Genomic DNA, 15,179 nt, shown 5'->3' with positions numbered 1-15,179 from the left:
GATTTACCTGTAAGATTTTCTTTTATCAGGTGTAAAAATTAACAGTTTGTTGCTGATTGTCAAACCCGTCAAACTGACTGCTGTTCAAGAATATGGAAGGTTAGAAACAGTGAAATTACGTTCTCAGGCTGTGATGGTGGCTGTACTGGCATCGGCATACTCATTGGGTGCCGTGGCGGCTCCTGATGTGGAAACAACGGTCAGCCAGGCGATTAAACCCCTTATCGATCAGCAAAACATTCCGGGTATGGCAGTGGCGGTCCTGGTAAAAGGCAAACCTTACTATTTTACCTGGGGTATGGCAGATAAAGAGCAGCATCTCCCGGTGACTCAGGACACCCTTTTTGAACTGGGTTCGGTGAGTAAAACGTTCACCGGTGTGCTGGGGGGCGTGGCGGTGGCAAAAGGTGAGATCGCGCTGAACGATCGTGCCAGTCAATACTGGCCGGCACTTAATCTTCCTCAGTGGCGCAATATTACGCTACTACAACTGGCAACGTATACGGCAGGTGGCTTGCCCCTCCAGGTTCCGGATGCCGTTACGGATGAAGACAGGCTGAAAAACTTCTATCAACAGTGGCAACCTCAGTGGGCTCCGGGAGAGACGCGGCAGTATGCGAATAGCAGTATCGGACTTTTTGGTATGCTCGCGGTCAAGCCAACGGGACTCTCCTTTGAACAGGCGATGCAGCAGCGTGTATTGACGCCGCTAAAACTCACACACACATTTATTACCGTACCAGAAGCCAGCGAAAATGCTTATGCGTGGGGTTATCGCGATGGGAAACCCGTCCGCGTATCGCCTGGCATGCTGGATGCAGAATCCTACGGTGTGAAGTCGTCCATAAAAGATATGTTGCGCTGGATGCAGGCCAATATGAATCCTGAACAGGTTGGGGATAAGACATTGCAGCAGGGGTTGGCACTTGCCCAGACGCGTTATTATCGCACTGATGCGTTATATCAGGGACTTGGCTGGGAGATGCTTGACTGGCCAGAACAGTCAACACTGGCCATCAGAGGCGCTGATAGTCCGGTGGCTCTGGGGCCCCAGCAGGTGCGGGATGCGCAATCGCATCCACGGGTGAAGGCATCATGGGTACACAAAACGGGCGCTACAGGGGGCTTTGGAGCCTATGTTGCCTTTATCCCGCAAAAACAGATCGGTATTGTCATGCTGGCGAATAAAAACTATCCCAATACCTTGCGGGTAAAAGTCGCCATGCAAATAGTCAAAGCTTTAGAGTAATAGTGAGGCGGGGGCATTGTGCCGGAAGGGAAACGCCCCCGCCTCTTTCAACATTAGATTTTAACGTGAATTAGGCATACATCGCCGTTATGGATGCACTGCCCAGTGAATGGAAGTGCACGTTAAAGCCTACCAACGCACCGCTGGCGTTCTCATCCACTTCCAGCACTTCAACGTCAATGGCATGAACGGTGAAGATATAGCGGTGGGATTCACCTTTAGGCGGGGCCGCGCCGCCGTAGCCCGCGCTGCCGAAGTCCGTGCGCGTTTGCACTGAACCCGTTGGCAAATCGACTTTGCCGGAACCGGCACCTTCGGGAAGTTCACGCGTGTCGGCGGGCAGGTTAGCTACCACCCAGTGCCACCAGCCAGAACCGGTAGGGGCATCAGGATCGTAACAGGTGACCACAAAACTTTTTGTCCCTGCGGGAACATCGTCCCAGGCCAGATGTGGCGACAGATTATCACCCTGGTAACCCATGGCGTTCAGCACCTGGCGTTCCGGCAACTTGTCTCCGTCGTTAAAATTCTGGCTGCTTAATTTCATGTCATCCCCCATTTATTGGTGTAGTAGCTTCAGCAGCTCTTCTGCCGCCGCTGCGGAAGAGGCCGGATTTTGTCCGGTGACCAGGTGGCCATCGGTCAGCACATAAACACCCCAGTTATCAGTGTGTTCAAACTGACCGCCAAGCTTCTTCAGCTCGTCCTCGACCAGAAAAGGTACCACATTCGTCAGGCCAACGGCGGCTTCTTCGCTGTTGGTAAACCCGGTCACCCGTTTCCCGGCAACGATGGGCGTGCCATCGGGTTTTTTGGTATGACGCAGTACGCCCGGCGCATGACAGACGGTGCCCACCGGTTTGCCATGAGCAAACAGCGTTTCGATCAGCTGAATACTGTCGGCATTCTCGGCCAGATCCCACAGCGGGCCGTGCCCGCCAGGATAGAACACCGCATCAAACTGGCTGGCATCGATAGCATCCAGACGTTGCGTATGGGCCAGCGCCTGCTGTGCCTCCACGTCACTGCGGAAACGTTCGGTGTCGCGGGTTTGTGCATCCGGCTCGTCGCTGACCGGATCGAGCGGGGGTTGTCCGCCCAGCGGAGAAGCCAGCTCTACGGTGATCCCGGCATCACGGAAAACATAATAAGGCGCAACAAACTCTTCCAGCCAGAAACCGGTTTTATGGCCGGTATCGCCCAGTTTATCGTGCGAGGTTAATACCATTAATAACTTCATGAGGGTTTATCTCCTGCCACACGCACCACCAACTTGCCGAAGTTTTTCCCTTCCAGCATACCGATAAACGCCTCCGGCGCATTATCCAGCCCGTCGATAATATCTTCACGGAATACCAGGCGCTCTTCAGCCACCCACTGGCTCATCTGGCGGAAGAACTCATCAAAGCGGTGGCCATAATCCTGAGTAATGATAAAGCCCTCAACGCGCAGGCGTTTTTTCAGGATGGCGCTTTGCAGCAGCGGCAGGCGGTCCGATCCGGCGTGCTGCCCGGTGCTGTTATAGTCGGCAATCAGGCCACAGACCGGAATGCGTCCTTTGGTGTTCATCAGCGGGAGCACGGCATTAAACACCTTGCCACCAACGCTTTCGAAATAGACGTCAATGCCATCGGCGCAATGACGGCTCAGCTGTTCGGCCAGGTTGTCATCACGGTGATCGAGGCAGCGATCAAAGCCCAGCACGTCTTCGGCGTAGCGGCATTTCTCCGCACCGCCTGCAATGCCCACCACATGGCAGCCTTTCAGTTTGGCAATCTGGCCAACGAGGGAGCCAACGGCACCTGTCGCGGCGGCGACCACCACGGTTTCTCCCGCCTGGGGATTACCGATATCCAGCAGTCCCATATAGGCGGTAAAGCCCGGCATCCCGAGCATTCCCAGCGCCCAGGATGGATGCTTCAGCACCGGGCCGCTGAGTTTCACCAGCTCTTCTCCGCTGGAGATCGCGAAATCCTGCCAGCCGCTGTAACTCAGCACCCAGTCCCCGGCGGCAAAATCTGCGTGCTCAGAGCGCTCAACAATCGATACGGTTCCGCCACACATCACCTCATTAAGGGCGACGGGTGGCACATAGGAAGGGGCATCGCTCATGCGTCCACGCATATAAGGGTCGAGCGACAGCCAGACAGTGCGCAACAGCACCTGTCCGGCAGCGGGTTCAGGAACGTGCTGTGCCTCGAGGCGGAAATTCGCCGTAGTCGGTGCGCCGTGCGGACGAGAGGCCAGCAGCAGCCGACGGTTGGTCTGTTTATCTTGTGGCATGTTATCTCCTGTTTGCGGCAGCAGGCCGCGCAAAACCTGATAAAAGCGTAGCGCATCACGCTGACGGCTGCCTGGAGACTGCCTCCATTGTTAACAATTAAACAGGGCAGGATGTGCTATAGCGGCACTGACGGCGTCCGTAAGCTGTGTCAGCGCCTGTGAAGTGATCACGTAAGGCGGCATCAGATAAATCAATTGCCCGAACGGGCGGATCCACACACCCTGTTCAACAAAGAACTGCTGCATCGCCGCCATATTGACGCTTCTGTGCGTCTCCACCACGCCAATCGCCCCCAGCACCCGCACATCGGCCACTTCCGGCTGTGTGCTCAAGGGCAACAGTGCCGTGCGTAGCTGTCGCTCAATGTTTGCCACCTGCGCCTGCCAGTGGTTCTCCTGCAATATTGCCAGGCTCTCTGATGCCACGGCGCAGGCCAGCGGATTGCCCATAAACGTTGGACCGTGCATAAAGCAACCGGCGGCGCCGTTGCTGATGGTGTCTGCCACCTGGCGTGTCGTCAGGGCTGCTGAGAGTGTCATGGTGCCGCCGGTCAGCGCTTTCCCCACGCAGAGAATGTCCGGGCTGATGGCCGCATGTTCACAGGCAAACAATTTGCCGGTACGGCCAAATCCGGTCGCGATCTCATCGGCGATCAGCAACAGCTGATAGCGGTCACACAGCTCACGCACCCGTTGCAGATAGCGCGGATGATAAAAGCGCATGCCGCCTGCACCCTGCACGATAGGTTCGAGGATCACCGCCGCCAGCTGGCGATGATGCTCAACAATCAACGATTCCAGCTCATTGGCATCTTGTGCCTGCCACGGTTGATCGAAACGCGGCGGCGCAGGTGCAAAAAGATGTTCCGGCAGATAGCCCTGATACAGGCTGTGCATCGAGTTTTGCGGGTCGCACACCGACATCGCCGCAAAGGTATCGCCATGATAGCCGTTACGCAGGGTGAGGAAACGCTGGCGTTTTTCTCCCTTCGCCTGCCAGTACTGCAAGGCCATTTTCATCGACACTTCAACGGCGACGGACCCCGAGTCTGCCAGGAATACGCACGTCAGATTCTGTGGCGTCATCGCCACCAGACGACGGCACAGCGCAACCGCCGCCGGATGCGTGACGCCGCCGAACATCACATGGGACATCTGCGCCATCTGCGTCTGTAACGCCTGGTTAAGGCGCGGATGGTTGTAGCCGTGGATCGCCGCCCACCACGAGGACATGCCGTCCACCAGCTGGCGGCCATCCGCCAGTTCCAGCGAGGTGCCAGCGGCAGCGACCACCGGGTAGCAGGGAAGCGGCTGGCTCATTGAGGTGTAAGGGTGCCAGATATGCTCACGGTCAAAGGCGAGATCGTCAGGGGTCATAAAATCACTTGTAAACCAAAAATAAAAAATTTAGTTTACAAGTATAACCAGGCCGTGAAGACAAATGACAGACTTTTTTGGAGCAAGCAATGGCAACTCGTTGGACCCTTTCTCAGGCACAGGCGCTGTTTGATAAACCTTTTCTCGAACTGATGTTTGAGGCGCAGCAAATCCATCGCCAGTACTTTGATCCGCGTCAGGTGCAGGTCAGCACGCTGCTGTCGATCAAAACCGGGGCCTGCCCCGAAGACTGTAAATACTGTCCGCAAAGCTCGCGTTATAAAACCGGGCTAACCTCCGAACGCCTGATGGAAGTGGAGGAGGTGCTCAGTTCAGCGCGTAAAGCCAAGGCCGCCGGATCCGGACGCTTCTGCATGGGCGCCGCATGGAAAAACCCGCACGAGCGCGATATGCCTTACCTGGAGCAGATGGTGCAGGGGGTAAAAGCGATGGGGATGGAGACCTGCATGACGCTGGGCACCTTGAGCGAGCAGCAGGCGCAGCGACTGGCGCATGCCGGGCTGGATTTTTATAACCATAACCTGGATACCTCGCCGGAGTTTTACGGCAGCATCATCACCACCCGTAGCTATCAGGAGCGACTGGATACGCTGGGCAAAGTGCGCGATGCCGGGATCAAAGTCTGTTCCGGTGGCATCGTCGGGCTGGGAGAAACAGTCAGCGATCGTGCTGGCCTGCTGGTGCAGCTGGCCAACCTGCCAACCCCGCCGGAGAGCGTGCCAATCAATATGCTGGTCAAAGTCAAAGGCACCCCGCTGGCGGATAACGATGACGTCGATCCCTTCGATTTTGTACGCACCATTGCGGTGGCGCGCATCATGATGCCGCGTTCCCATGTGCGCCTCTCTGCCGGGCGTGAGCAGATGAGCGAGCAAACCCAGGCGATGTGCTTTATGGCCGGAGCCAATTCGATTTTCTACGGCTGCAAGCTGCTGACCACGCCAAACCCGGAAGAGGACAAAGACCGGGTGTTGTTCCGCAAGCTGGGCCTGAACCCGCAGCATACGGAGACGGAAAGCGGGGATAACGAGCAGCAACAGGCGCTGGCAGCCCAGTTGATGACTGCGGATACCGACCTGTTCTACAACGCGGCGCTGTAATGAGCTGGTCACAGCGTATTGAACAGGCACTGACCGCCCGGCGCAGCAGCGGGCAGTACCGCCAGCGCCACCCTAGCCAGCAAGGGGATGCACGCAGCCTGCGGGTGGCGGGGCAGGACTATCTGAACTTCTCAGCGAATGATTACCTCGGATTAAGCCACGATGCCCGCATCATCAGCGCATGGCAGCAGGGCGCTGCGCGCTATGGCGTTGGCGCAGGCGGTTCGGCGCATGTGACCGGCTATCGCGCCCCTCAGGCCGCACTGGAAAGTGAGCTGGCCGACTGGCTGGGATACGATCGCGGATTACTGTTTATTTCAGGATTTGCGGCGAACCAGGCTGTTGTCACGGCGATGATGGCGAAAAATGACCGGATCTTCGCCGATAAGCTGTGCCATGCCTCGTTGCTTGAAGCCGCCAGCCTTAGCCCGGCGACGCTGCGGCGCTTCGCGCATAATCAGTCGTCGGCACTGGCGCAGCTGCTGGTTCTGCCTGCCAACGGCGAAACGCTGGTTGTGACGGAGGGGATTTTTAGTATGGACGGCGACCGTGCCCCGCTGGCAGAACTGCATCAGCTCTCTCTGGCACAGGGCGGCTGGCTGCTGGTGGATGATGCGCACGGTATCGGCGTCTGCGGCGAGCACGGGCGCGGCAGCTGCTGGCAGCAGGGGGTGAAACCGGAGCTGCTTATTGTCACCTTCGGCAAAGCCTTTGGTGTCAGCGGCGCAGCGGTGCTGTGCAATGAGGACACTGCCGAGTACCTGCTGCAGTTTGCCCGTCACCTGATTTACAGCACCGCGATGCCGCCTGCGCAGGTCTGCGCACTGCAGGCGGCCCTCGGCTGTATCCGGCAAGGCGAGGGTCTGCGCGAGCAGCTGTCGGCCAACATTCACTACTTCCGCCAGCAGGCGGCTGGTTTGCCCTGGTCACTGGCATCCTCCGACAGTGCCATCCAGCCCCTGATGGTCGGTGATGAACAGGCGGCGCTGACATTGTCGCAGCGGCTGCGTGAACGCGGCTGCTGGGTCAGCGCCATCCGCCCCCCCACCGTGCCGCCGGGGACGTCACGTCTGCGTATTACTCTCAGTTCGGCTCATCGCACGGAGGATATCGATCGGCTTCTGGAGGCTCTCCATGCAGCAAACCGTTGATAAGCATGCCGTAGCGGCAGCCTTCGGGCGCGCAGCACACTGCTATAACCAACATGCGGATCTTCAGCGTCAGTGCGGTGAACACCTGATGGCGCTGGCACGCCCCGGTCACACGCTGCAGGTGCTGGATGCTGGCTGTGGCACCGGCTGGTTCAGCCAGCGCTGGCGTGCTGCCGGGCATCAGGTCACGGCACTGGATCTGTCGGAAAAAATGCTTCAGCAGGCAGCGAACAGCCACGCTGCGGACCATTACCAGCCCGGCGATATCGAGGCGCTGCCGTTTGCCGATGCCCGCTTTGATCGCTGCTGGAGCAATCTGGCCGTTCAGTGGTGCAGCGATTTATCACAAGCGCTGCGTGAGCTGCAACGGGTGACGAAACCGGGCGGTCAGGTGCTGTTCTCTACGCTTGCAGCCGGGTCACTTGCTGAAGTGCAGCAGGCCTGGCAGGTGCTCGGACGGGCGGCGCCGGTTAACACGTTTGCCAGCCTGAGCAGGATTGAACAGGCGGCGGCGGGCAGTGCACTGACGCTGACCCCTTACACGTTGACGCTGGCCTTCCCGGATGTCCTGAGTCTGCTTCGTTCCTTAAAAGGCATCGGTGCCACCCATCTGCATCAGGGCCGCGAAGAACGGCCGCTTAGCCGTGGACAGCTGCAACAGCTTGAACAGGTCTGGCCGCGTGATGTGCGCGGTTGCCTGCTCAGTTATCAACTGGTTTCAGGAGTGATGGAACGTGAATAAACGCTGGTTTGTGACCGGAACGGATACTGAAGTGGGAAAAACCGTGGCCAGCTGTGCGTTACTCCAGGCGGCACGGGCCGCGGGCTATCGCTGCGCAGGCTATAAGCCAGTTGCCTCCGGCAGTGAGATCACCCCGGAAGGGATTCGTAATGAAGATGCTCTGGCATTGCAACGTAACAGCGCGGTCAGGCTACCCTACGATGTGGTGAATCCGCTGGCCTTTGTTGAACCGACCTCACCGCATATTATCAGTGCCGTGGAGCAGCGGACGATTACTGCACAGCAGCTTTCTGACGGGCTTGATGCGGTGGCACAGCAGGCGGATTGGGTGCTGACGGAGGGGGCGGGTGGCTGGTTTACGCCGCTGTCGGACACCCTGACGTTTGCCGATTGGGTGCAGCAGATGCAGCTGCCGGTGATTCTGGTGGTGGGGATGAAGCTGGGATGTATCAACCATGCGCTGCTGACCGTACTGGCGGTACAGTCTGCCGGTTTATCACTGGCAGGATGGATTGCGAACGGTATTCAGCCGCCGGGTCAACGGCATCAGGAATATCTGGCTACGCTGAAACAACGTATACCCGCACCGTTACTGGGTGAAATCCCGCATCTGACCGGGCAGGGGAGAGAGGATTTAGGGCGTTTTATTACGCTACCTTGAGGCTGACTGGCGGACCAGAAAACAGGGGCCGCCCCTACGATATCCTGTAGGGGGAGCCCCTTTTTTCCGGTCGACCCGTCGTCATTACACCGTCAGCCATGTATTCACCATGCTGTCATCCAGTTGGGCAACTTTGCCATGGGCGACATTGCGCCCGCGATGCAGCAGCAGGAAGTAATCGGCCACGCGGCGAATAAACGACAGGCGCTGCTCCAGCAACAGAATCGTCATGCCGAAGTCGTGATTCAGACGATGGATCAGATTGCCCATCTCCTCTTCCAGCCAGGGTGACATCCCCTCCGTCGGCTCATCCAGAATCAGCAGCTTCGGTTGCAGTACCAGCGCACGTGCCAGCGCCAGTTGCTGTTGCTGGCCAATCGGCAGCTCGCCGCTGCGCTGATGGCGCAGAGAGTAAAGCGCCGGAAACAGATCGTAAACCATCGGCGGGATTGCGCGGTGGCGCTCCATACCTGCCCCTGCCAGTAGGGCAATTTGCAGGTTCTCTTCAATGGTCATCTGCGAAAAAATCTGGCGCCCTTGCGGCACATAGCCAATGCCCAGCGACGCGCGTTTCTCTACCGGTTGCAGTAACAGATCCTGCGGCGGGCCGTTATCTTCCTGCCAGATCATGGAACCGCTGTTGATGGGCAGGTGTCCCATAATGCAGTTCACCAGCGTGGTTTTACCCATTCCCGGCTGGCCGATAATGCCGGTGCAGGTGCCCGGTTGCAGATCCAGGTCAACGTCCCACAGAATGTGGTTTTGCCCATAAAATTGATTAATAGAACGTAAACTGAGCATCTGACACTCTCCTTCAGACAGTTATCGATCGCACCTGTTTTGCTTACGCTCTTTGTCGTCAGGCAAACAGTCCGGCATTGATAAAAATGCCCGCGGCTTTGCGCTTTTCGCTTTGGTGTGATGAAAGCGTGAGGCGGTACTGATATAGCTTGCAAATAGCAGGCCAGTTCGGAAAAAGGCCAAAAATACACAAAATGGTAACATTGACGGCAGGTATTGGTGAGCGGCGCTAAACAATTTCTCGTGGTCAACCGCGCGCTGCACCGGGCCAGTGCCGCAGGTGAAACGGTCATGGTGCAACTGCCATGTAAAATAGCAGAGCCGAAAATGTGAGGTGATAATTCGATAGGCGCACGTGGCTCAAAACGGTGCATAAGTTGCCCGTTTATCCTTGCTGCTGCCCCCTTTGCGTGACGAAAAAAAAGCAAAAAAAAATATTTGGCGGTCAGATGGGAGCGTGGGGACGATTTATACACATCAGACGGGTCAGGCGCTGAAAACAGTTATCCACTATTCCTGTGGATAACCTTGTGCATTAACGTCTGAAAACCTGCGCAATGCGAGAGCGGACGCGGCTTTGGCTCGGGTTGGTGTGAAACTCGGCTTATTGATAAACTATAGTTAAATCAATTGTTTATTTAAAATCAATACAGGTAAAAATCCTGGGTTGATCCATCAGCGCTTTTGGCGGGCGGCTATTGACAAATGTTAAAAGGCTAAACTATCTGGGGATAAGCCTTTCAGACACTTTCCGCATACGTTTGCGCACCGGGCGGCAAAAGTGCGGCTTTGCGTTTCTTTGAAGCAGTATGAAAAATACCTGGGATTTTATCCAGCCTTTTTTGCTGGCAAAATCGTCACGGCAGAGTAGAATTACAGTCCGGTTCGCGTCCCTCTTCATCAGGTAGCCTGTTATGAGCAAAGTGTTTAAACTCAACTCCGATTTCAAACCTTCTGGCGATCAGCCGGAAGCGATTCGCCGCCTGGAAGAGGGGCTGGAAGATGGCCTGGCGCATCAAACGTTATTGGGCGTAACCGGATCAGGTAAAACCTTTACGATTGCCAACGTGATTGCCGATCTCAATCGACCGACGATGGTACTGGCACCCAATAAGACGCTGGCGGCACAGCTTTACGGCGAGATGAAAGAGTTCTTCCCTGATAACGCGGTGGAGTACTTTGTCTCTTACTACGACTATTACCAGCCTGAAGCCTATGTCCCCAGTTCTGACACCTTTATCGAAAAAGATGCCTCGGTAAACGAACACATTGAGCAGATGCGTCTTTCTGCCACCAAAGCCCTGCTCGAACGGCGCGATGTGATTGTGGTGGCCTCAGTGTCAGCAATTTACGGCCTGGGTGACCCGGACCTCTATCTGAAAATGATGCTGCACCTGTCACGTGGCATGGTTATTGACCAGCGCGCGATCCTGCGTCGTCTTGCCGAGCTGCAATACACCCGCAATGACCAGGCTTTCCAGCGCGGCACGTTCCGCGTGCGCGGTGAAGTGATCGATATCTTCCCGGCAGAGTCTGACGACTATGCGCTGCGCATTGAGCTGTTTGATGAAGAAGTCGAACGCTTATCCATTTTCGACCCGCTGACCGGGCAGATTGACTCGGTGGTGCCGCGTTATACCATCTACCCCAAAACCCACTATGTGACCCCGCGTGAGCGCATTCTGCAGGCGGTGGAAGAGATCAAAGTGGAGCTGGTTGACCGTAAACAGGTGCTGCTGGCTAACAATAAGCTGCTGGAAGAGCAGCGAATCAGCCAGCGAACCCAGTTTGACCTGGAGATGATGAACGAGCTGGGTTACTGCTCGGGCATTGAAAACTACTCCCGCTATCTTTCCGGGCGTGGCCCTGGTGAGGCACCGCCTACGCTGTTTGACTATTTGCCCGCCGATGGCCTGCTGGTCATTGATGAATCCCACGTGACGATCCCACAAATCGGCGGGATGTATCGCGGCGACCGGGCGCGTAAAGAGACGCTGGTCGAGTACGGTTTCCGCCTGCCATCAGCGCTGGATAACCGCCCGATGAAATTTGAAGAGTTTGAAGCGCTGGCGCCGCAAACCATCTATGTGTCCGCGACTCCTGGCAACTATGAGCTGGAGAAATCGGGTGGGGACGTAGTGGATCAGGTGGTGCGTCCCACCGGCTTGCTTGACCCGACCATTGAGGTGCGCCCGGTAGGGACGCAGGTCGACGATCTGCTGTCTGAGATCCGTAAACGCGTGGTGATAAACGAGCGCGTGCTGGTCACGGTGCTGACCAAACGTATGGCAGAGGATCTCACCGAGTATCTGGAAGAACACGGCGAGCGGGTGCGGTACCTGCACTCAGATATCGATACCGTGGAGCGCGTGGAGATTATCCGCGACCTGCGCCTCGGTGAGTTTGATGTGCTGGTGGGGATTAACCTGCTGCGTGAAGGGCTGGATATGCCCGAAGTGTCGCTGGTGGCAATCCTCGATGCGGATAAAGAGGGCTTCCTGCGCTCTGAACGCTCACTGATCCAGACCATTGGCCGCGCGGCGCGTAACCTTAACGGTAAGGCGATCCTCTACGGTGATAAAATCACGCCGTCTATGGCACGTGCGATCAGTGAAACGGAACGGCGTCGTGAAAAGCAGGAGCAGCACAACCTGGAAAACGGCATTGTACCGCAGGGCCTGAATAAGAAAATCGCGGACATTCTGGAGTTGGGCCAGGGGCTGGCGAAGAACAAAGCGAAGGTGCGCAGCATGAAAGGGCGCAGCATTGTGGAAGACGATCCTGAGTATGTTGATCTGTCGCCGGGTGGATTGCAGAAACGCATCCACCAGTTGGAAGCTCAAATGCAAAAGCATGCACAGAATCTGGAGTTCGAAGAGGCCGCCCAGGTACGCGACCAACTACACAAGGTGCGCGAACTGTTTATCGCGGCATCTTAGCGTAGGGTCTGACCCGATTCTGTAGGGGCGACCCCTGAGGGATCCCCACAAAACAAGACCTGCATTATTTGCAGCCACCTTCTTTTCCGGTCGGCCAGTGACGCGGGCCTGCACGATGGTTCAGGTCAACGTCAAGGGCGTTTCGCTTTCCCGCTGCGCGGGCTGAGCGACCCAGGGCGGCCAGTCGCCGCCGCCCTGGGGGCCCGGGCTTTGCGGCAGGCGCTGCGTCCACTGCGTGGATACCTTCGCAAGCATCGTTCACCGACGGAGCAGTCGTGACGGCACATCCCTGTGCCGGCTCTCACTCTCACCGCCGTCCTGGCGGTTCGTCCTGGTTCACTGCGCTTCCTCAGCGCTGCTGAATGCCGCCTCAACGTCAAAATCCAGGTCAAAACCAAGATCCAAAATCCTGATTCAAATCAATCCGCAGAGACTGTCACATGGTGGGGGTTGTAATACCTACAGCGAGCAGACGTTCTGCGGGGATGGGGCCAGTTTGAGGTAAGCCGGACGTCACGCGGCAGGGACGCCGCGTGCCGAGGCCCGCATGGATGCGGCAGTTGCCGATCCGGCGTGCTCAAACTGGCCTCAGACCTGAAGCCGAATGATCAGACATTAATTTTTCCGGTCGCCCCGTCTTTACACCATTGCCTGCACTGCGTGCTCCAGCGCCATACGTAGCAACTGGCGATCGTGGCGATACGGAATATCTCCGGCCTCCAGCGGTTCCTGAATGATCAGTCGCCCGTCGAGTTGGCTGCTGTCGACCTTTGGCCCCAGCACCAGCGCATCAATCACACGTTTGCCTATCGCCTTCTCCATCATGGCCAGCTTATCGGTGACCGTCAGCTTCGCGGCCGCCGGGCTGAGTTCTTTCCCGAGATTACCAATAAACACCATCGTGGCCGGCGTGCGGCGCAGGGCCTGAGCAATCTCAGGCAGCAGCAGAACGGGCATCAGGCTGGTGTAAAAACTGCCCGGACCAATCAGGATCAGGTCAGCTTCGCCAATGGCCTCCACCGCTTCACGCGTGGCGCTGACTTTGGGCGCGAGCATCAGCTCCTGCGGCGGTTGTATCATCTGATCAATTTCAGTTTCGCCGTATATCAGATGGCCTTCTTCATCCAGCGCCACCAGGTCAACCGGCTGCTCGGACATCGGGATCAGGAATGCATCCACCTTCAGCAAATTGCGGATCAGATTGATAGCTTCAAACGGCCTGACGCTGAGGTGATCGAGGGCTTTCAGCATCAGGTTACCGAGGTTATGCCCTGCCAGCTCACCGTTACCGGCAAAACGGTACTCAAACATGGCGGAAGCAACGCTCGGTTCGGCGATCAGCTGATTCAGGCAATTACGCATATCGCCCCAGGCGATACCGCCTTCAGAGCGGCGTATACGCCCGGTGGAACCCCCGTTATCGGTGGTGGTGACAATGCCGGTCAGGCGGGAACCCAAAGGTGAAAGGGCGGACATCACACGGCCCAGACCGTGTCCTCCCCCTAATGCCACCACGCGGTCGAGGTCAGCTAACGTGCGATTTCGCATAATATCCATTCGTCATGTGATGAAACTGTTATGAGCCTTATTTTACGCTAAACGTCCGCTAAAATGCGGGGAAAATGCGTTATATATAATAATACATAGCGAAATACTGCGCTGGTAACCCTGCTGTATTAGCGCTAACATTTGCGCTATCACGGTTTACCGATTTTCGGTGAATCACACTTAAGCCCTGATACCTGTGTCCTGCTGGATATGGTGTCCTGGCCGCAACCGTTGAGTTGCCAGGGTGCAGAAAGAAATGACTGCATCTCCCTATCTGGAAAGGTGTCACAGGTGCCACAATTTACTGATAACTTCGCGCGCAGGTTTTATTACCTGCGCCTGTCGATCACCGACGTGTGCAATTTCCGTTGCACTTACTGTCTGCCCGACGGTTACAAGCCGCAGGGCGCGCAGAACAAAAGCTTCCTGTCGCTGGATGAAATCCGCCGCGTCACACGTGCCTTCGCCGCAGCAGGTACGGAAAAAGTGCGCCTGACGGGCGGTGAACCTTCAATGCGCCGTGATTTTACCGAGATCATCGCGGCCGTGCGTGAAAATCCTTCCATTCGTCAGATAGCCCTCACCACCAATGGTTATCGCCTGAAGCGCGATGTCGCGCAGTGGCGTGCTGCCGGGCTGACCGCGCTGAATGTCAGTATCGACAGCCTGGATGCGCGCCAGTTTCATGCCATCACCGGGCAGGATAAATTTGATGACGTGATGCGCGGGATTGATGCGGCCTTCGACGCCGGATTCAGCAAGGTAAAAGTCAACACCGTACTGATGCGTGACGTCAATCATCAAAGCCTCGATACCTTCCTCGACTGGATACGCACCCGTCCCATTCAGCTGCGTTTTATCGAACTGATGGAAACCGGTGACGGTGGTGCACTGTTCCGCAAACACCATGTTTCCGGCCAGGTGATCCGCGACCAGTTACTGCAACAGGGCTGGGTGCAGCAACTGCGCGCCCGTAGCGACGGCCCGGCGCAGGTGTTCAGTCATGCGGATTATCAGGGTGAAATTGGCCTGATCATGCCGTATGAAAAAGACTTTTGCGCCAGCTGCAACCGTCTGCGCGTCTCTGCCACGGGAAATCTTCATCTTTGCCTGTTTGGCGATGGCGGTGTGCCGCTGCGTGATTTGCTGGCCGATGACAGCCAGCAGGCCGAATTACAGGCGCGTATTGCCGGTAGCCTGACGACGAAGAAAGAGACGCATTTTCTCCATCAGGGAAATACCGGTATTACACAGAATCTCTCGTTTATCGGCGGCTAACAGCCGACGATACAGGCGTTAATCTAAGG

Annotated in this window: 13 protein-coding genes and 1 riboswitch; of the genes, 7 read left to right on the top strand and 6 right to left on the bottom strand. The window is 56.8% G+C overall.

Going from position 1 to position 15,179, the window contains the following annotated elements; genetic code table 11:
* Positions 1-133: 133 nt before the first annotated feature.
* Entirely contained in the window at positions 134-1,249 is a 1,116-nt protein-coding gene (gene ampC / locus FY046_RS07510; RefSeq protein WP_212814422.1) for a class C beta-lactamase, read from the top strand.
* 70 nt (positions 1,250-1,319) lie between these two features.
* Here the strand turns inward: ampC and FY046_RS07505 are convergent, their stop codons facing one another.
* The 4 genes from FY046_RS07505 to bioA all read right to left on the bottom strand — a co-directional run bounded on the left by FY046_RS07505 (position 1,320) and on the right by bioA (position 4,909).
* On the bottom strand, positions 1,320-1,796 hold the full coding sequence (locus FY046_RS07505; protein WP_159338062.1) for a kinase inhibitor: 477 nt from the start codon (positions 1,794-1,796) through the stop codon (positions 1,320-1,322).
* Between the two features lie 12 nt (positions 1,797-1,808).
* Positions 1,809-2,489 carry a type 1 glutamine amidotransferase domain-containing protein gene (locus FY046_RS07500; protein ID WP_133841187.1) on the bottom strand — a complete coding sequence of 227 codons (681 nt, stop codon included), beginning with the start codon at positions 2,487-2,489 and terminating at the stop codon, positions 1,809-1,811.
* Complete coding sequence (locus FY046_RS07495; protein WP_133841186.1) at positions 2,486-3,532, bottom strand: NADP-dependent oxidoreductase; 1,047 nt, start codon at positions 3,530-3,532, stop codon at positions 2,486-2,488. Before FY046_RS07495 ends, FY046_RS07500 begins: the two co-directional genes overlap by 4 nt.
* Positions 3,533-3,622: 90 nt before the next feature.
* Entirely contained in the window at positions 3,623-4,909 is a 1,287-nt protein-coding gene (gene bioA / locus FY046_RS07490; RefSeq protein WP_446185924.1) for an adenosylmethionine--8-amino-7-oxononanoate transaminase, read from the bottom strand.
* Between the two features lie 89 nt (positions 4,910-4,998).
* Between bioA and bioB the strand changes: the two genes are divergently transcribed.
* From bioB to bioD, 4 genes are read left to right on the top strand one after another with little or no spacing between them, the layout of a single operon-like run.
* The gene (bioB, locus tag FY046_RS07485; RefSeq protein ID WP_171149348.1) at positions 4,999-6,030 is read left to right on the top strand and encodes a biotin synthase BioB; all 1,032 of its coding nucleotides are present in this window, start codon (positions 4,999-5,001) and stop codon (positions 6,028-6,030) included.
* Positions 6,030-7,181, top strand: a complete 1,152-nt coding sequence (bioF, locus tag FY046_RS07480) for an 8-amino-7-oxononanoate synthase (protein ID WP_446185923.1) — start codon at positions 6,030-6,032, stop codon at positions 7,179-7,181. The genes bioB and bioF overlap by 1 nt, the downstream gene beginning before the upstream one ends.
* Complete coding sequence (gene bioC / locus FY046_RS07475) at positions 7,165-7,923, top strand: malonyl-ACP O-methyltransferase BioC (RefSeq protein ID WP_446185922.1); 759 nt, start codon at positions 7,165-7,167, stop codon at positions 7,921-7,923. Before bioF ends, bioC begins: the two co-directional genes overlap by 17 nt.
* Complete coding sequence (bioD, locus tag FY046_RS07470; RefSeq protein ID WP_212815937.1) at positions 7,916-8,584, top strand: dethiobiotin synthase; 669 nt, start codon at positions 7,916-7,918, stop codon at positions 8,582-8,584. Before bioC ends, bioD begins: the two co-directional genes overlap by 8 nt.
* Before the next feature lie 84 nt (positions 8,585-8,668).
* On the opposite strand, the gene FY046_RS07465 is transcribed toward bioD, so the two are convergent.
* Positions 8,669-9,385, bottom strand: a complete 717-nt coding sequence (locus FY046_RS07465; protein ID WP_133841180.1) for an ABC transporter ATP-binding protein — start codon at positions 9,383-9,385, stop codon at positions 8,669-8,671.
* Positions 9,386-10,299: 914 nt separating this feature from the next.
* On the opposite strand from FY046_RS07465, the gene uvrB reads away from it, so the two are divergent.
* Positions 10,300-12,324, top strand: a complete 2,025-nt coding sequence (gene uvrB / locus FY046_RS07460) for an excinuclease ABC subunit UvrB (protein WP_446185921.1) — start codon at positions 10,300-10,302, stop codon at positions 12,322-12,324.
* A 639-nt stretch (positions 12,325-12,963) separates the two neighbouring features.
* Here the strand turns inward: uvrB and FY046_RS07455 are convergent.
* Complete coding sequence (locus FY046_RS07455; RefSeq protein WP_133841178.1) at positions 12,964-13,872, bottom strand: gluconeogenesis factor YvcK family protein; 909 nt, start codon at positions 13,870-13,872, stop codon at positions 12,964-12,966.
* A gap of 165 nt (positions 13,873-14,037) precedes the next feature.
* Positions 14,038-14,173: riboswitch (molybdenum cofactor riboswitch) on the top strand.
* On the opposite strand from FY046_RS07455, the gene moaA reads away from it, so the two are divergent.
* Complete coding sequence (gene moaA / locus FY046_RS07450; RefSeq protein ID WP_159338067.1) at positions 14,164-15,150, top strand: GTP 3',8-cyclase MoaA; 987 nt, start codon at positions 14,164-14,166, stop codon at positions 15,148-15,150. (Overlaps the previous riboswitch by 10 nt.)
* Positions 15,151-15,179: the final 29 nt, after the last annotated feature.

Source organism: Erwinia sp. 1181_3, from assembly GCF_052824965.1.
Note: the sequence above shows the minus strand (reverse complement) of the source record. Positions and strands in the feature narration are given on the sequence as shown.